This is a genomic window from Pantoea sp. PNT03 (genome assembly GCF_014852515.1).
Classification (GTDB): domain Bacteria; phylum Pseudomonadota; class Gammaproteobacteria; order Enterobacterales; family Enterobacteriaceae; genus Pantoea; species Pantoea leporis.
The window spans coordinates 147,570-165,327 of record NZ_JACVBT010000006.1; the positions used below are offsets into that span (position 1 = coordinate 147,570).

The 17,758-nt window shown below is 57.6% G+C and carries 16 protein-coding genes and 1 riboswitch; of the genes, 5 read left to right on the forward strand and 11 right to left on the reverse strand.

The window, feature by feature from the left end; translation table 11 throughout:
• Positions 1-156 precede the first annotated feature (156 nt).
• The 11 genes from mtlR to IB226_RS20465 all read right to left on the reverse strand — a co-directional run bounded on the left by mtlR (position 157) and on the right by IB226_RS20465 (position 13,192).
• On the reverse strand, positions 157-702 hold the full coding sequence (gene mtlR / locus IB226_RS20415) for a mannitol operon repressor MtlR (protein ID WP_192236852.1): 546 nt from the start codon (positions 700-702) through the stop codon (positions 157-159).
• A 60-nt stretch (positions 703-762) separates the two neighbouring features.
• On the reverse strand, positions 763-1,911 hold the full coding sequence (mtlD, locus tag IB226_RS20420; RefSeq protein ID WP_101763824.1) for a mannitol-1-phosphate 5-dehydrogenase: 1,149 nt from the start codon (positions 1,909-1,911) through the stop codon (positions 763-765).
• 94 nt (positions 1,912-2,005) lie between these two features.
• Entirely contained in the window at positions 2,006-3,940 is a 1,935-nt protein-coding gene (locus tag IB226_RS20425) for a PTS mannitol transporter subunit IICBA (RefSeq protein WP_101763823.1), read from the reverse strand.
• A gap of 457 nt (positions 3,941-4,397) precedes the next feature.
• Positions 4,398-5,111 carry a DUF3053 domain-containing protein gene (locus IB226_RS20430; protein ID WP_110867877.1) on the reverse strand — a complete coding sequence of 238 codons (714 nt, stop codon included), beginning with the start codon at positions 5,109-5,111 and terminating at the stop codon, positions 4,398-4,400.
• 323 nt (positions 5,112-5,434) lie between these two features.
• Positions 5,435-7,033, reverse strand: a complete 1,599-nt coding sequence (locus IB226_RS20435) for a gamma-glutamyltransferase family protein (protein ID WP_192236853.1) — start codon at positions 7,031-7,033, stop codon at positions 5,435-5,437.
• Between the two features lie 9 nt (positions 7,034-7,042).
• Complete coding sequence (locus IB226_RS20440; protein ID WP_101763820.1) at positions 7,043-7,924, reverse strand: ABC transporter permease; 882 nt, start codon at positions 7,922-7,924, stop codon at positions 7,043-7,045.
• A gap of 2 nt (positions 7,925-7,926) precedes the next feature.
• Positions 7,927-8,868: an ABC transporter permease gene (locus IB226_RS20445; protein ID WP_137384873.1), complete on the reverse strand. Its 942-nt coding sequence runs from the start codon at positions 8,866-8,868 to the stop codon at positions 7,927-7,929.
• A gap of 17 nt (positions 8,869-8,885) precedes the next feature.
• Complete coding sequence (locus IB226_RS20450; protein ID WP_192236854.1) at positions 8,886-10,403, reverse strand: ABC transporter substrate-binding protein; 1,518 nt, start codon at positions 10,401-10,403, stop codon at positions 8,886-8,888.
• A 16-nt stretch (positions 10,404-10,419) separates the two neighbouring features.
• Entirely contained in the window at positions 10,420-11,481 is a 1,062-nt protein-coding gene (locus IB226_RS20455; RefSeq protein ID WP_192236855.1) for an ABC transporter ATP-binding protein, read from the reverse strand.
• Entirely contained in the window at positions 11,478-12,473 is a 996-nt protein-coding gene (locus tag IB226_RS20460) for an ABC transporter ATP-binding protein (protein ID WP_192236856.1), read from the reverse strand. The genes IB226_RS20455 and IB226_RS20460 overlap by 4 nt, the downstream gene beginning before the upstream one ends.
• Entirely contained in the window at positions 12,470-13,192 is a 723-nt protein-coding gene (locus IB226_RS20465; RefSeq protein WP_192236857.1) for a FadR/GntR family transcriptional regulator, read from the reverse strand. The genes IB226_RS20460 and IB226_RS20465 overlap by 4 nt, the downstream gene beginning before the upstream one ends.
• Positions 13,193-13,599: 407 nt before the next feature.
• Positions 13,600-13,694: riboswitch (guanidine-I (ykkC/yxkD leader) on the forward strand.
• A gap of 63 nt (positions 13,695-13,757) precedes the next feature.
• Here IB226_RS20465 and IB226_RS20470 point away from each other — a divergent pair.
• The 5 genes from IB226_RS20470 to IB226_RS20490 are packed head-to-tail and all read left to right on the forward strand — an operon-like array spanning position 13,758 to position 17,754.
• Positions 13,758-14,816 carry a putative urea ABC transporter substrate-binding protein gene (locus IB226_RS20470; protein ID WP_192236858.1) on the forward strand — a complete coding sequence of 353 codons (1,059 nt, stop codon included), beginning with the start codon at positions 13,758-13,760 and terminating at the stop codon, positions 14,814-14,816.
• 14 nt (positions 14,817-14,830) lie between these two features.
• Positions 14,831-15,643 carry an ABC transporter permease gene (locus IB226_RS20475; RefSeq protein ID WP_192236859.1) on the forward strand — a complete coding sequence of 271 codons (813 nt, stop codon included), beginning with the start codon at positions 14,831-14,833 and terminating at the stop codon, positions 15,641-15,643.
• A 10-nt stretch (positions 15,644-15,653) separates the two neighbouring features.
• Positions 15,654-16,400, forward strand: coding sequence for an ABC transporter ATP-binding protein (locus IB226_RS20480; protein ID WP_192236860.1), 747 nt, complete (start codon positions 15,654-15,656; stop codon positions 16,398-16,400).
• A gap of 11 nt (positions 16,401-16,411) precedes the next feature.
• Positions 16,412-17,119 carry an urea amidolyase associated protein UAAP1 gene (locus IB226_RS20485; protein WP_192236861.1) on the forward strand — a complete coding sequence of 236 codons (708 nt, stop codon included), beginning with the start codon at positions 16,412-16,414 and terminating at the stop codon, positions 17,117-17,119.
• Positions 17,119-17,754, forward strand: a complete 636-nt coding sequence (locus IB226_RS20490; RefSeq protein ID WP_192236862.1) for an urea amidolyase associated protein UAAP2 — start codon at positions 17,119-17,121, stop codon at positions 17,752-17,754. The genes IB226_RS20485 and IB226_RS20490 overlap by 1 nt, the downstream gene beginning before the upstream one ends.
• The last annotated feature ends 4 nt before the right edge of the window (positions 17,755-17,758 follow it).

Below are 17,758 nucleotides of genomic sequence, written 5' to 3' on the forward strand. Positions count from 1 at the left end.
AAAACAGGCAAAGGATACATCAAATTCAGGCAACTTTGCAGCGCATGACTTCGCGCGATAAATCGCGCCGCGACAATGCGTGCTGATTTAAGACGTAGATGCCTCACGCGCACTTATCCGCAGCGGCACGCTTCATCGTGCTTGTTCATACAAAAACTACAGCGCAGGCTTTTTAAACACCTGCTTATGCGAAATCCGTGAAATCAGCTCGGTGAGCGACAGCACCATGGTTGAACGCACCATCTGCAGATAGCGCTGTTGCTGCATGGAGCGCAGTTGGTCGTCATCGCGGTTGAAGTCAGGCTGTGGTGGCCAGGCGGCCACGCAGTGCAGTTCGCCAAACGGGCCGAGGATCTCATCGTCGGTAAAACGATAATCGCTGATGTCGTGATTCAGCTCCTCACGCAGCGCCAGCAGCAGTTCACAATCTTCGTACTCATGCCGGTTGATCACGCCCAGGCCGTAAATCAGCTTGAGGCGAACCGAGAGTTCGCCCAGCGGACCATCACCCAGCAGCAGCGGTTCTACCGCGTATTTAACCGCGTAATCGTCCTTGCGAAACACTTGCAGCACCAGCAGGTTAACCGCTTCGGTCAGCAGCTCAACGGCGGCGATCAGGAAGCTTCTCACCGAACGACCGGCGTTCAGGCGCTCAAGCACCCGGTTTTCAAAAGCCTGCTTCTCTTCCATCATTGCCTGCATCGTTCAGCTACCGCCAGCGGGCACGCAAGCGCGCCCGAGTTAACCACTAAAGGGCGCGCATTATGCCATAGCGTTGTAAGCGCTCACCACTGAGGTGACTACTTCGCTGTTGGCATCCAGGCCAGAAATTTCCGCCAGCGTGGCTTGCGGGCCTTTTTCTGCCAGCAGCGCGACCAGTTCCTGCGCCTGCGGATCGGCTTCGCTGCGATAGTGCATCGCGGCGGCAATGCCCTGAACCAGATTATCGTGCGGCAGCTGATACTCCAGCGTGCCCAGCGTTGGCTTGATCAGGCGATCGCCCGCGCTGAGTTTACGCAGTGGCTGACGACCGACGCGCTCAACGTCATCTTTCAGGTACGGGTTTTCGAAGCGGGTGAGGATTTTCTGGATATAGGCAGCATGTTTATCGGCTTCAAAACCATAACGCTTGATCAGCACGGCGCCGCTCTCCTGCATCGCGCCTTGCACTACCGCACGCACGTTCTCATCGAGAATCGCGTCACGAATGGTAGCGTGACCAGCCAGCTGGCCGAGATACGCGGTGATGGCGTGACCGGTGTTAAGGGTGAACAGCTTGCGCTCAACGAATGCCATCAGGTTGTCGGTCAATTCCATGCCAGGAATGTTCGGCAATTCCCCTTTGAACTGGGTTTTATCAACAATCCACTCGCTGAAGGTTTCCACGGTGACTTCCAGCGGATCGGTGGTGCCCGCTTCGGACGGCGGCACGATGCGGTCTACCGCGGAATCAACGAAGCCAACATGCGTTTCAACCCATGCGTGATACTGCTCTGGCAGCGCTTTTAGCACGTGCTGTTTCAGCTGGCTGGTACCGCGCACCATGTTTTCACAGGCGATGATGTTGAGTGGACGCACATTACCGCTGTCGCTGCGTTTGGCCAGACCTTTCGCGACGCCACCGGCGATGCGCTCCAGAATCTGCGGACCAACCGCCGTGGTCACGATATCAACCTCAGCAATCAGCGTAACGATGTCATCGCTGGTGCTGTTGACGGCGCTCACGCCTGTTACGATTTCGACTTTTGCCTGTTCGCCAACCACATGAACCGGATACTCATGACGGGCGTTAAGGGCATCAAGAACCACCTGATTGACGTCAGCAAACACCAGCTCGATGCCGGCATCTGCCAGTAACTTACCGATAAAACCGCGACCGATGTTACCTGCTCCAAAATGTAACGCTTTCATAAATTTGACCCATATCAAATGACGAAAGGGCGGGCAAGTCCGCCCCGGAAATGTGGGACGGGCTTACCCGCCCCAGGGAAGGTAAAACGGGGTATTACGCTTTGACGGTGCTGCCCGAGAGCAGATCCAACACATCCTGCACGCTGGTGGTATTGGCCAGCTTCTCAATCACGCTGTCATCATCCAGCGCGTTGGTCAGGCTGGTAATCACCTGAATGTGCTCGTTATTGCGAGCGGCGATACCAATCACCAAACGCGCCACGTCTTCTGGCTCATCACCAAACTGTACGCCCGCCGGATACTGACAGAACACCACGCCGGTTTTCAGCACGCGGTCTTTCGCTTCTACAGTACCGTGTGGCACAGCAATGGATTCACCGAGGTAAGTTGGCGTCAGCTTTTCGCGTTCCAGCATCGCATCAACATATTCCGGCTGCACGTAGCCGCCTTTCACCAGCTGCTCACCCGCAAAGCGAATCGCCTGCTCTTTATGGGTGGCACTCAAACCGAGGAACACGTTGTCTGCACCCAGTTTGAACAGGTGCGCGTTGCCTTCGTCGTAGCTGTCAGCCAGCGTGGTCTGCACGGTTTCACGACGCGCTTCGCTGCGGTTAGCGGCCACCAGACGTTCGGTCAGGTTGCTGTACAGCGCGCTATCAAGGAAGTTGTTGAGCGAAATGTGCTGCGCCTGCGGCGCCTGACGCATTGCACGTTCGGTCAGATCGCGGTGGGTAATCACCAGATCGACGTCGCCCGGCAGCGAGTTAATCGCCGTGTTGGTGACGGAGATATTGCTCAGACCTGCGTCCTGCACTTTCTTACGCAGCACGCCCGCACCCATCGCACTTGAACCCATACCGGCGTCACAGGCTACGATGATTTTACGCACGTGGTTCAGGTCAACGCTCATCGCATCGCCAGCAACTGGCGAACCGGCAACAGCCTGACCTTTTGACTGCGCTTTCATATCCTGCATGCGCTGTGTCGCCGCTTCGATATCGTCATCTTCTTTCACTTTGCTGGTTTTCAGCAGGATAGCTGAGACCACAAAAGAGACGGCAAACGCAGCGATAATGGCAGCGATATTCGCGAAGTAAGCGCCTTTTGGCGTCATCGCCAGCACCGCCAGGATAGAACCTGGAGAAGCCGGAGAGACCAGGCCGCCGTTCAGCAGTGTCAGGGTGAATACGCCAGTCATACCGCCGAGAATAACCGCCAGCAACAGACGCGGCGCCATCAGCACGTATGGGAAGTAAATTTCGTGGATACCACCAAGGAAGTGGATGATCGCTGCACCGCCTGCAGATTGTTTGGCGCTACCGCGGCCAAATACCATGTAGGCAACCAGCACGCCCATACCCGGACCAGGGTTGGCTTCAATCAGGAAGAAGATTGATTTGCCCGCCTCGCTCGCCTGCTGGATACCCAGCGGAGAGAAGATACCGTGGTTGATGGCGTTATTGAGGAACAGGATTTTCGCCGGTTCAACAAAGATTGAGGTCAGCGGCAGCAGGTTGTTCTGCACCATCAGATTCACGCCCGCGGCGAGAATGTGAGACAGGCCTTCAACCAGTGGACCGATAGCGACAAACGCCAGCAGCGCCAGCAGCATACCGATGATACCGGCCGAGAAGTTGTTAACCAGCATCTCGAAGCCGCTTTTGATCTTGCCATCAACAACGCGGTCAAAGGATTTGATCGCCCAGCCGCCCAGCGGACCGGCAATCATGGAGCCGAGGAACATCGGCATATCGGCACCGACGATCACGCCCATGGTGGTGATCGCACCGACCACGCCACCGCGATCGCCGCCAACCAGACGTCCACCGGTGAAACCAATCAGCAGTGGCAGCAGGTAGGTGATCATTGGGCCGACGAGTTTCGCCAGCGTTTCGTTTGGAATCCATCCGGTTGGGATGAACAGCGCAGTGATGATACCCCATGCGATAAACGCACCGATGTTAGGCATCACCATATTACTCAGAAAGCGACCAAAGCTCTGAACCTTGACCTTTACTGATGAGGACATAAACCCACCCCTTATTGAGACGCGCTGCAATAAGAGAGCGCGTTTGTTTTTGTTTGAACGTTACGGCGGGGGCCGTGGCATTACTGTATGCACGCGGACTCTAGCACTAGTTTATTACGCTGCGTAGAGCTGCGCCTAAGTGTGATGCAGATCACGCTAAGCTGGGGTGGTTGGGGGGCAATAAGGTGACATCGATCACAAAAAGGCGCTGTAAGAAAGCAACGGCGCCGAAAAATTAAGCAAAACAAGGCGATGAATGTGACTTATGTCACCTTTTAAAGTGGGCGCTTTGTTGTGTAAGTGTGATCAATGTCACAAACTATTTGTGGTCGAAAATGCGCCAGATCACAATCTGCTGCAGCAGATAAGTGGGCTGTAAGGAAGTGACGAAATTCTGAAAAGGGGCAACAGACTTTCAGGGTCGCCATTGATGGCGACCACTAAAATAGTTCGGCTGTTACAACCCGCCTTGCACCGCATTTTGCGCTTGCGTCAGCGCCTGCGCGTTGCTGGAGAGATTGCTCATCAGCGTGTTGTATTGCGTTGCCTGATCCTGGGTTGGGAACTGTACGCCGCCATCGTTGAAGGTTACGCGCGTGCCTTGCGATTGCAGATAGTCGCCGGTTTGCACGGCTGCCTGGCTCAGCGCCTGCAGCTGTGGCAGCAGCGGAATCAGCGTGCTCGCTGGCTGCGTCACGACTTTGACGTAGGCCGCGTCATACACTTTCTTCAGGTCATCCGGCTGCTTCAGGGTGGCTTTGCTGCTGTCCGCCTGCATTTTGGCGCTCTGAATCTGCTGGGTCAGCACGCTCAGATTGCCGCTGGCCTGGCGCAGGCTATCGCGACGCGTGAGGTAATCCTGCGGTACACGAATCGCTGCTAACTCATCAACCACCGGGCGCATACCTTGCTCAATCGCCTGATTGGTCTGCTGCGAGAAGCCATAAAGGATGGCGTAGTCGCTGGCGTAGTTGCCGAAGGTTTGCTTTTGGTTTTCACTCAGGCTTGGCAGATGTTCGCCGCTGCGCATCACCGTGTTCTGAAGGAAGTCACTGAACGCTTTACGCTGATCGCCCTCTTTGTCACCGCAGGCTGTGAGTTGCAGCACCACTAACGCGCTGACCATCAGCATGCCGGTACGCATCCAGATGCGAGAAATTCCTGACGCCATGATGAACTCCTGTTATGGCTAATTCGATTCGATGGGAATGGTCCTAAAGAATAGTGCAATGGCCTGACGGGTACAACGGGCGGCGTTTGCCTGGTGCGCATAAATGCGCACCCGATAAGGAAATGGCGGAATTCCAGGGTCACCCATTATGGTGTAATGCTCGTCAGTTAAGACATGAAAACCCATAATTACCGAGAGCACATATTGTAGCGGCGCAATTTATTGCGCGATAAATCTCGCCGCTACGGAATGTGCGGTGATTTAATAAGGTGCTTAGCTGATCGGCATTACACCCATTATGGTGACCGTTTTAACACGTTAAATCAAAACACCAGCGCCTGACCATCCTTACGGCTTTCAGTGGCGGCGATATAGAAGCCTTGCGGATCGCGCACAATCGCCTGCGCACCGCCGAAGTTATAGCCGAGCAAAGGATCTTCCAGCGTGATCTGGTGCCCCATCTCGCGCAGCTTCGCCAGCACGTTACGGTCGATGCCGGGTTCAACCACCACCGCACGTCCTTGCTCAACGCGCCAGCGCGGTGCATCAATCGCTGCCTGCGGGTTTTGCTTATGCTGCATGATGCGCAGCGCCATCTGCAAATGACCTTGCGCCTGCATCGGGCCGCCCATCACGCCAAACGACATCAGCGGCTGGCCGTCACCGTCGAGGGCAAACGCCGGAATGATGGTGTGGAACGGACGTTTGCCGCCGGCGACCACATTGGGATGCTGCGGATCGAGTGAGAAACCGCAGCCACGATTTTGCAGGCTAATGCCGGTGCCCGGCACCACTACGCCAGAACCGAAGCCCATGTAGTTTGACTGTATAAAGGAAACCATCATGCCGCTGGCATCAGCGGTAGAAAGATAAACCGTGCCGCTCTGCTGCGGGGAGCCAAAGGTAAAATCTCCGGCCCGATCGGGATTAATCAACTGCGCGCGCTGTTTTAAATACTCATCACTGAGAAGCAATTCTGCCGGGAACTCGAGGTGATCGTAATCGCTGACATAGCGATCCAGATCGGCCAGCGCCAGCTTCATCGCTTCAATCGACAGATGCAGCCACGGCACCGAATCCGGTTCATAGCGGCCGATATCCCACTGTTCGAGAATGCCCAGCGCAATCAGGGTGGCGATGCCCTGACCGTTCGGCGGCAGTTCCTGCACCGATCCGCCCGCAAACGGACGCGATAACAATTCTACCCAGTCGGCGCGATGATTTTTCAGATCATCAAGGCTCAGCGCCGCACCATGCTGCTCAGCAAACGCCACTATCTTTTCCGCCAGCTCGCCACGATAGAAGGTTTCACCGCGCGTTTCGGCGATTTTTTGCAGCGTTTCGGCTTGCGCCGGATTACGGAACAGCTCGCCGGCACGCGGCGGTCGTCCATCAGGCGCAAAGCACTCGACAAAACCAGGCTGATCTTTCAGCTTGTGGTAGGCGCGCTGCCATAGATGACCAATCAGCGGTGAAACCGGGAAACCATCGCGTGCGTATTCAATGGCCGGTTGCGCTAGCGTGGTGAGTGGTAGCGTGCCAAAGCGTTCGGCCAGCTCCACCCACGCCGAAACCGCGCCCGGCACGGTGACCGCTTCCCAGCCAATTTCCGGCATGGCATCGCGCCCGGCAAAGCGTTCCGGGTTCCATGCGGCGGGCGAGCGGCCCGAGGCATTCAAACCGTGCAGCTGTTTGCCATCCCAGATAATCGCAAAGGCGTCACTGCCGAGTCCGTTGCCGCTAGGCTCCAGCACGGTCAACGCCATTGCACTGGCAATCGCCGCATCTACCGCATTGCCGCCCTGTTGCAACATACGTATCCCGGCCTGCGCCGCCAGCGGCTGCGAAGTGGCAACCGCGTTGCGTCCCATCATCGGTACGCGGTGTGAGGCATAGCTAACGTTAAAATCCAGTTCACTCATGATCGTTCCTTAGTGTGAGTCATCACGTGGGTCGAGCGCGTCGCGCAAACCGTCGCCCAGCAGGTTGAAGCCCTGCACAGTGAGAAAAATAGCCAGGCCGGGGAAAATCGACATCCACGGCGCCTGTTCGAGAAAGCCTTTGGCGGTATTCAGCATCGCGCCCCATGAAGGCGAGGGCGGTTGCTGGCCGAGGCCAAGGAATGAGAGGCTGGCTTCGGTAATGATCGCCGAAGCAATCGCCAGCGTGGCCTGCACCAGAATTGGCGATAGCACATTGGGCAGCACGTAACGCAGGATGATCCAGCGATCGGGCAGGCCAATCGCTCGCGCGCCGTCAATGTACTCTTCGTGGCGAATGGCGATCACCTGGCCGCGCGTCAAGCGCGCGAAAATCGGCATCGCAGATAAACCGATGGCAATCATAGCGTTTGATAAGCTCGGGCCGAGAAACGCTCCCAGCGCGATTGCCAGAATCAGAAACGGGCATGCCAGCAGCGCTTCGATAAAGCGCGAAATAATGCCGTCGCACCAGCCTTGCCAGTAACCGGCAATCAACCCAAGCGGCACACCAATCAGAATGGCGATCAGCACCGAAATGCAGCCCGCCAGCAGCGAAGTACGGGCGCCCCACACCAGGCGAGACAAAATATCGCGCCCCAGCTCATCGGTGCCAAACCAGTGCAGCACCGTAGGTGCTTTACGCACCGCAAGGAAATTGGCTTTGATGGGATCAAACGGTGCCAGCCACGGTGCCAGCAGCGCCACGGCGACAAACAGCAGCACAATCACCGCACCAATCAGCGCACTTTTATTACGCAGGAACTTTTTCAGCACCCGACGATTCGGCTTTGCCACTGCAGGCAGTGCGCCAGCGGTTAATACCTCGCTCATGGTCAGCCTCGCATTTTCGGGTTAATGATCATATAGAGCACATCGGCCAGCAGATTGAGCAGCAAGAAGCCAATCGCCACCACCAGCACCACGCCTTGCACCACGGCGTAATCACGGTTGAATACCGCATCGACAATCATCTTGCCAAAGCCGGGCAGCGTGAAGACCTGCTCGGTCAGCACCGCGCCACCCAGCAACTCGCCAAACAGCAGCGTGGTGAGAGTAACAATCGGCATCAGCGCATTACGCAACGCATGCTTGAGCACCACTTTCTTTGCCAGCAGCCCTTTGGCGCGTGCGGTGCGAATGTAATCCGCTTTCAGCACGGCGATCATTGAAGCGCGAGTGTGGCGCATTAACGTGGCGGCCAGTCCGGTGCCGAGCACCAGCGCTGGCAGCAGCAGCGTTTTCAGGTTCTGCGCCACATCTTCGCTAACCGGCACAAAACCCGATGCCGGCAGCCATTGCAGGTGCACGGAAAACAGCAAAATCAGCAGAATACCGAGCCAGAAGTGAGGCACTGAAATCCCGGAAAGCGCGACAAAGTTGGTGGTGTGATCGACCCAACTGTCTTTGCGCACCGCGGCGATGATGCCCATGCTGATGCCAATCACCAGCGCGATAATCATCGCCAGCAATGACAATTCCAGCGTGACCGGCAATTTGCTGGCGATCAGCGCCGTCACCGGCTCTTTGGTGCGCAGCGACATGCCCAAATCGCCGGTTAGCGCATTACCCATCCAGGCGAAATATTGCGCGGGAATCGGATCGTCCAGATGATATTCCGCCCGCAGCTGGGCGATAACCGCTGGATCGCGCTCTTCGCCCGCCATCGCCAGCACCGGATCGCCCGGCAGCAGCTTTTGCAGTGCGAACACCATAATGCTCACCAGCAGCAGCGTCGGAATGGCCAGCAATAGCCGTTTTACAATCAGTTCCAGCATCCTCGCTCCTTAGCGGTTTACTGCGCCAGACTTACGCCAGCCAAACGTACCAATCCGTCCGGCCAGGCTTTGAAGCCCTGCAGTTTTTTCGACATGCCAAAAATGCGTGGCTCAAAGTAGAGGTAAGCAATCGGCATATCGCTTTGCAGTTGGTTCACCACCTGGGTGTAGAGCGCCTGACGCTGTGCCTGGTCATTGGTAAGACGCGCGGCATTCAGCCACTCATCGACCTGCGCATTGCTGTAGCGTCCGTCATTGAGCGTGCCTTTGCTGTTAATAAACGAATAGATGCTGCCGTCCGGATCCGGACGACCAGACCAACCCGACAAGCTAAGCTGATAATCCCCGCGCTGCTGGCGATCCAACAGGGTGGCGAACTCACTCATTTGCAGATTGAGGTTGAAACCGGCTTCACCGACCATCGCCTGAATCACCTGGCCCACCTGCTGCGCGGTCGGGTTATTGCTGACCAGCAGCGTCAGATTCAGCGGTGTGGTAACACCCGCAGCCTTCAGCAGTGCTTTGGCTTTCTCAACATCGCGCGGTGCGATCGGTGTTTTGACGTGATACGCGCTGACCGGTGAAAACGCCTGATTGGCTGGCGTATATAAGCCTTCAAACGCCACCTGGTTCAGCGCATCACGGTCAATCGCCAGTGAGAACGCTTCACGCACCCGCGCATCTTTCAGCGGACTATTAGCATCGACTTTGCCGTTGTTGATATTGAAAGTGATGCCCTGATAACCAAGACCTGTGACTTTTGCCAGCGCCAGTTTGCTATCGGCTTCAACGGTTTTCACATCGCTGGCGGCCACGCCTTCGGTGAGATCCAAATCGCCGGCACGCAGGTTTGCGAGGCGCACTGAAGCATCCGGGATCGGCAGGAAAATCACTTTATCGAAGTGATAGGCGCCTTTATTCCAGTAATTGTCATAGCGCTTCAGCACGATGCGATCCTGCTGAACACGGCTGTCGAACTGATACGGGCCAGAGCAGACCGGATGAGCGGCGAAATCGGGTTTTTTCGCCGCTTCCGGTGCCAGCATGGCTCCGGCGCGGTCGGTCAGCTGGCTCAGCAGCGCCGCATCCGGGTTTTTCAGGTGGAACTTCACCTGCATCGGGCCGCTCACTTCCACGCTTTCAATCGAGGAGATTTCACTTTTACGCAGCGAACCCGGCAGCGTTTGCGCACGTTCGATATTGAATTTCACCGCTTGCGCATCAAATTTTTCGCCATCGTGGAAGGTCACGCCACTGCGCAGATTCATGGTCAGCGTTTTGCCGTCCTCGCTCCACGCCCAATCGGTCGCGAGACCCGGTACCACTTTGAGGTTTTGGTCAACATCGACCAGACGATCGCACATGGCCGCAAACACAAAACGGCCGTAATAGGTGCGCGCCAGATGCGGATCGAGCATGTCGGGATCGGCGCCCAGGCCGATGCGAATCACGCTGTCAGCCTGGCTGTGGGCGCTAGCCCCGAGCAGTAACAGACCGCTGAGGGCGGTTAATAACGTATGACGAGCTTGCTTCACGGTGTATCTCCAGAGGTTAGGCTTGCTGATTCACCGCCTGCTCAAACAGGGCGCGGCGACGTAAAAAAGCGGCGGAAGGTGGCGCAAGGGTGATGACGCTGCGATCGCGATTAATCTCCTGCCAGCGGTGACAGGCAATTTGACGGCCGCCGCTCAGCACCTGATTAATCGGTTCAAACTGGCGACATTCCGCTGTGGCATAGGGACAACGGGTATGAAAACGGCAGCCGCTAGGTGGATCTGCTGGGTTGGGCAAATCACCCTGCAGCATTGGGATGGTGCGACTGACGCCCGGCTGCATTTGTGGCGCGGAGGCAATCAACGCTTGCGTATAAGGATGGAGCGGCGCATCAAAAATCTCATCGACGCTGGCCAGTTCGACAATCTGACCGAGATACATCACCGCCACGCGATCGCTCATATGGCGGATCACCGCCAAACCGTGCGCCACGATCACCATCGTCAGGCCAAACTGCTGTTTCAGGCTCTCAAGCAGATTCACCACCTGCGCCTGCACGGACACATCCAGCGCTGAAACCGGCTCATCGCCGAGCAGTAATTTCGGCTGTGAGGCCAGCGCGCGGGCAATACCAATGCGCTGGCGCTGACCGCCTGAAAACTCGTGCGGGTAACGTTCGACCCAGGCCGCAGGCAGGCCAACGGTGTGCAGCAGTTCGGCGACGCGCGCGTGGCGCTGATCGCGGCTCATCTTTTCATGCAGCCACAAAGGTTCGCCAACAATCTGCTGCACCGTCATGCGCGGATTGAGCGAGGCAAACGGATCCTGAAAGATAATCTGCAATTCGCGACGCAGCTGATTGAGTCGCGCGCCGCTGGCATCGGTGATGCTTTCGCCCTGATAGAACACGTCGCCGGCGCTGGCGGCTAATAAACGCAGCAGCAAACGTCCCAGCGTCGATTTACCGGAACCGGATTCGCCGACAATCGCCAGCGTTTCGCCCGGCATCACCTGTAGCGCAACGCGATCGACCGCCGTCACGCCGCGATTGCGTGAAAACAGCCGGTTGCCCGTGGAGAAGGTTTTGCTTAAATCGCGGCACTCTAAAATCGGCTTCATGCACTTTCTCCCAGCGTGACGTGTTGCTCTAACGGCGCGCGGAAACAGGCCACATGATGATCGTTCACCAGTGCGCGCAACGCCGGACGATGCTGGTGGCAGCGTATTTCGGCGAAGGGGCAACGCGTGGCAAAGCGGCAGCCAGCCGGCATGTTTTCCGGCAACGGCACCTGGCCGGGAATGGTAGCTAACGCCCCTTCACGCGCGCTCAGGCTGGGAATTGAGCCCATCAGGCCAATGGTGTACGGATGCTGCGGATCGTTGAAAATACGCTCCACGCTGCCGCTCTCCACCACCTGACCGGCATACATCACCGCCACGCGCTGCGCCACTTCCGCTACCACGCCGAGATCATGCGTGATCATCAATACTGCGGTGCCAGTTTCCTGTTTTAGGGTGTTCAACAGCGCCAGAATTTGCGCCTGAATGGTGACATCGAGCGCGGTAGTGGGTTCATCGGCAATCAACAGTTTTGGCTGGTTGATCAGCGCCATGGCAATCATCACACGCTGGCGCATGCCGCCGGAGAGCTGATGCGGATAGGCTTTCAGCCGCTGTTCCGCTGCTGGAATTTGCACTTTTTGCAGAATCGCCAGCGCCGCGTCCATTGCCTGGCGCTTACTCACTTTGCGATGGCGCATCACCGCTTCGCTCAGCTGATCGCCAAGCGTGAAGGCTGGATTAAGCGAGGTCATCGGTTCCTGAAAAATCATCGCCAATTGGTTGCCACGCAGGCTGGCGTATTCACTGCTGCTGAGTTGGCGCAGATCGCGGCCATCAAACAGCATGTCGCCCTGCAAGATTTGCGCACTGTCAGGCTGCAAACCCATTAACGTGAGTGAGGTGATGCTTTTGCCGCAGCCCGATTCACCGACCAGCGCCAGCGTTTCTCCCGCCTGTAGCTCCAGAGAAATATCATCCAGTACCGTGACCGGCGAACCACGAAACTGCACGCGCAGATTGCGTAGCGATAAAACGGGATGTGCGGTCATGGCGCTTCCTCCTGACGGGAATAGAGCGTTTCCATCAGCGCCTGTTGCAGCGCAAGCAGATGCTCACGCATCGCCGCTGCCGCTTCATGGGGCTGGCGCTGGGCGATGTGCATCACCAGCCGCTGATGATGGGTGTCATAGTTATCCAGGCGTGCCGGGGTACGCGCCTGCACCCGCAAATGCTGCCAGCCGGGATCGCGGCGCACCGCATCGACGGCATCAAACAGCCCGAGCATCAGGCGATTGCCCGCCGCTTCGGCGATGGCGCGATGGAAGGCGCTGTCCCACAGTTCATGCTGATCGCCATCTTCAGGCGGCGTGATGGCGTGCATGCGCTCCAGCAGGCGTTTCATTAAGGCGATTTGTTCTTTGGTGGCGCGCAGGGCGGCAAGACGTGCCAGCCCCGGCTCCAGCTGTAAACGCGCTTCCATCACTTCAAGCAGATTCGATTGCTGTGGCAGATCCTGTAGCACCAGCGGCTGCACTGGCGCGGAGGGCCCAACAAAGGTGCCTTTGCCCTGTTTACGCCAGATGCGGCCCTCTTCTTCCAGCACATCTAATGCCCGGCGAATTTCACGACGACCGATGCCAAACCGCTCGGCTAACTCACGTTCGGTGGGCAGCGCGCGATCGGGCGTGTGCTCCTGTTGCTGAATCAGCTGGCGCAGTTGCTCAAGTGCGGTGCTGGAGTTGCGGCTGGTTTCTGGCGTGTCATTCATGATTGGTTCGCCTGTTTATGCATCAGAAAAAGATCGGTAATCGCCGCGTATCCAGCACTTTTCCTGATGAAAGGTGAATTCGGCAGCTTTCTTAGCGTAGGCAAGAAGTGAACCAATATTTAATTGGTTCGGATTAGCGTGTCATCAATGTGTGATAACCACATGATCGCAAAGTAAAAGTTTTTTCAGTGCCGGTTGAGAATTGCGAGAAGCGTCAACGTTCTCACCGGCATGCTGCTTCACGGTGGTGCGCGCACGCTGCTTATCTGTGCAATGCCAGCAGTGCGGCGACGCACGGTGGGTGAATAACCGATGGTTTTCAGCGGGATATAACCTTGGCATCTATTTTGTATGTGTTAACGCAGATGCAGGAGCGATAGCGGGCAACCGAGGTCGCCAGGCAATTTGCAATGGGTCACTAGGGTTCCGGTCGAAAGATGCTGGTCCGAGAGTGACCGACCGTCCTCTGACGGTTACACGGCGGGAAAAAAGCCCGGGAGGAAAGCGAGAACGTTGCTCGCCGCCTCCTGCTTTTTTTTCGTCCGTTAACGCCAGAGGAACCATCATGATCAAAGCCTGCCTTCGCCTGCTGTTGCTTTGCACCATCACGCTGTTCAGCGTCAACACGCTGGCCGCCGACAAACCCTCCTTTAAGATTTGCTGGTCGATCTACGCGGGCTGGATGCCGTGGGATTACGCGCAGCAGAGCGGTATCGTCAAAAAATGGGCCGACAAATACGGCATCGATATCCAGTTTGTGCAGGTTAACGACTACATCGAGTCGGTGAATCAATACACCGCCGGGGGTTTTGCGGGTTGCACCATGACCAACATGGATGCGCTGACCATTCCGGCCACCGGCGGCGTGGATAGCACGGCGCTGATCGTTGGCGATTACTCCAACGGTAACGACGGCATTCTGCTGAAAGGCGCGGGCAACCTCTCAGCGCTGAAAGGCAAGCCGATAAATCTGGTCGAACTCTCGGTTTCGCATTACCTGCTGGCGCGGGCGCTGGAGAAATCCGGCATGAGCGAGAAAGACGTCAAAGTGGTGAACACCGCCGATGCCGATTTGGTGGCGGCGTTCGGCACCGCCGACGTCAACGCTATCGTTACCTGGAATCCGCTGCTCGCCGAAGCGGAGAAGCAGCCGAACAGCCATCTGATTTTCTCTTCCGCGCAAATTCCTGGCGAAATCCTCGATCTGCTGGTGGTCAACAGCGCCACGTTGCAGAAGTATCCGCAGCTCGGCAAAGCGCTGACCGGCGCATGGTATGAAACGTTGAAAACCATGTCCGGCCCAACCGACAGCGCTAAAGCGGCACGTACACAAATGGCGCAGGCTTCCGGCACCGATCTGGCGGGTTTTGACCAGCAGCTGGCCGCCACGCATCTGTTTAGCGATGCCAAAACCACCCTCGATTTCGTCCAAAGCCCACAGCTCAAAGCCACCATGCAGATGGTCGCCGAGTTCTCGTTCAAGCACGGTTTGCTGGGCGAGGGCGCGCCGAGCGCCGATGTGGTGGGCGTGGTAACGCCTGCGGGCAATTGGGGCGATGCGGGTAACCTCAAACTGCGCTTCACCGATGAGTACACCAAAATGGCCGCCGCCGGGCAGCTGTAAGCGAGGCGATGCCGATGCGTAAGTTGATCAACTACAAACCGCTGCCGCTGGGGCGCTTGCTGCTGGGCATTCTGCCGCTGCTGGCGCTGCTGCTGGTGTATCTGTTCGCGTCGGATGCGCGTCTCAGTCTGAATGCGGCAGACAAGCTGTTGCCGGGCTTTAACGCCATGGGCGACGCCTTCAGCCGCATGGCGTTTCAGCCCAGCCCGCGCACCGGCGAATATCTGTTGTGGAGCGATACCGCCGCCAGTTTGCTGCGTTTGCTGTGTGGTGTGGCGATCAGCGCGCTATTGGCGCTGGCGCTGGGTCTGTTCACCGGCGCGCTGCCGGTGGTGCGTGCGGTGCTGGCGCCGCTGGTGACGCTGTTTGCGTTGGTGCCGCCGCTGGCGATTCTGCCGATTCTGTTTATCTGTTTTGGTCTCGGCGAAGTATCGAAAGTGGTGCTGATTGTCATCGGCATTACGCCGCTGATTGCCCGCGATTTGCAGCTGCAGGTGCAGAAGATCCCGCGCGAGCAGCTGGTAAAAGCGCAGACGCTCGGCGCGCACAGCGCACAGATTTTATGGCGCGTGATCCTGCCGCAGCTGATGCCGCGCCTGTTGGATGCGGTACGGCTGTCGCTGGCGTCGGCGTGGCTATTTCTGATTGCCGCCGAAGCCATCGCCGCCACGGAAGGCCTGGGGTATCGCATCTTCCTGATGCGGCGTTATCTGGCAATGGATGTGATTCTACCCTACGTGGCGTGGATCGCGCTGCTGGCCTTCCTGCTCGACCTGTTGCTGCGGCTGATTAGCCGTCGCTGCTGGCCGTGGTATCACGCGAAATAAGGGGCGAGCGATGCCGTTACTGCAACTGAAAAACCTTGAGAAACATTACGGCCAGCAAGTGGTGCTGGAGCGCCTCAATATCGAGGTTGAAGAGGGCGAGTTTGTGGCGATTGTCGGTGCGTCCGGCTGCGGCAAAACCACCTTCCTGAATATGCTGCTCGGCACTGAAGCGCCCAGCAAAGGCCAGCTGTTACTGGATGGCGAACCTATCCCCGACGAACCGGATGCGCATCGCGGCGTGATGTTTCAGCGTTATTCGGTGTTTCCGCATCTGACGGTGCTGGGCAACGTGATGCTGGGCGACGAGTTCAGCAGTGCGCGTTGGCTGGGCCGCGTGTGGGGAAAGAAGCGTCAGACGATTCGCCAGCGCGCGCAGGCCATGCTGGCGCAGGTCGGGCTTGAACAGGCACAGAATAAATATCCGCATCAGCTGTCGGGCGGCATGCAGCAGCGTCTGGCGCTGGCGCAGGCGTTGATGAAGCAGCCGCGCATTTTGCTGCTCGATGAACCCTTCGGCGCACTCGATCCCGGCATCCGTAGCGAGATGCACCAGCTGATCACCCGTTTGTGGCAGCAGCATAACCTGACCATTTTCATGATCACCCACGATTTGAAAGAGGGATTTAGCCTTGCATCGCGTCTGCTGGTGTTCGACAAGCTGCGCCACGATCCGCACGCGCCTGAAGCCTGGGGCGCGACCATCACTTACGACCTGCCGCTGGATCGCGCACAGCCATCCGAACCGCAGGTCGCCTAAAGGAGAAAACCATGAAGCCTTATCAAACCTTGTTGCCGAGCGGCGCACACTGGTCGCTGGTGATGCGCAGCGGCAGCGCGCTGACCCTCACCGATGTCGAAGGTGGTGCCAACGTCGGCCTGCTGTTTTACAACCCGGAAAACCTGCTGGAGCGCTATAACGCGCCCGACACCCTGAAGTGCCAGCACACTTTCCGCCTCACCGCCGGTCATTGTCTCTATTCAGATATGGGACGTATTTTCTGCGGCATCGAACACGACAGCTTCGGCTGGCACGAAAGCGTGTGCGGCACGCTGAATGCCGCACAATCCGCCGCGCGTTTTGGTGCCAGCACCTATCAGCAGGCGCGCAATCTGCGCCATCAAAATGGCTACGACAGTTTTCTCGTCGAGCTGGCGAAATATGGGCTCGGCCGGCGCGATATGGCGTCCTGCCTCAATCTGTTTGCGCAGGTGCGCGCCGACGACAGTGGCACTTTGCAGCTGGAACGTCAGGGCGCGGCGGGTGCCAGCGTGCGTTTACGTTTCGCGATGGACACGCTGGTGCTGCTGCACACTTGCCCGCATCCGCTCAGCGCATCGCAGGATTATCCGCGCCACCCGGTGCAGATCGAACTGGATGCGCAACACGCGCCGCTGCCGGCGATGTGTCTCGAGCGCGACGAGAATCAGCGCGGTCTGCGCAATAACGCGCTGTATCAACTGCAAGGAGAAATGTGATGATCATTGAAAGTCAGCGCAATCCAGCCGAAGTGCGCTTCCAGCAGCAAATTGATGCCGGTGATTACTGGCTGCAGCGCATCGAGGCGGGCCAAACGCTACGCATCACCGATCTTGAAGGCAATCAAGCCGCCGATACGCTGTTTTTCAATGCTGATGACACCGCCGAACGCTACAGCATGAGCGACACGCTGCGCGGGCAGAACAATGTTTTTCTGACGGCCGGCAGCGTGCTGCGCTCGAACTTTGATCGCCCAATGCTGACCATCACTGCCGATACCTGCGGCCGTCACGACACGCTCGGCGGCGCTTGTTCGTGCGAGAGCAACACGGTGCGCTATGACCTGGAGAAGCGCCATATGCATTCGTGCCGCGATAGCTGGATGCTGGCGGTGGCGGAGCAGCCGGAGTTTGGCCTGACGCGCCGCGACATCACCCACAACATCAACTTTTTCATGAACGTGCCGGTGACGCAGGATGGCGGATTGACCTTTGCCGACGGCATTTCTGCGCCGGGCAAATATGTCGAGATGCTGGCACACATCAACGTGCTGGTGCTGATCTCCAACTGCCCGCAGCTCAACAATCCCTGCAACGGTTACAACCCAACGCCGATTTTAGTCAGCGTGTGGTGATTTT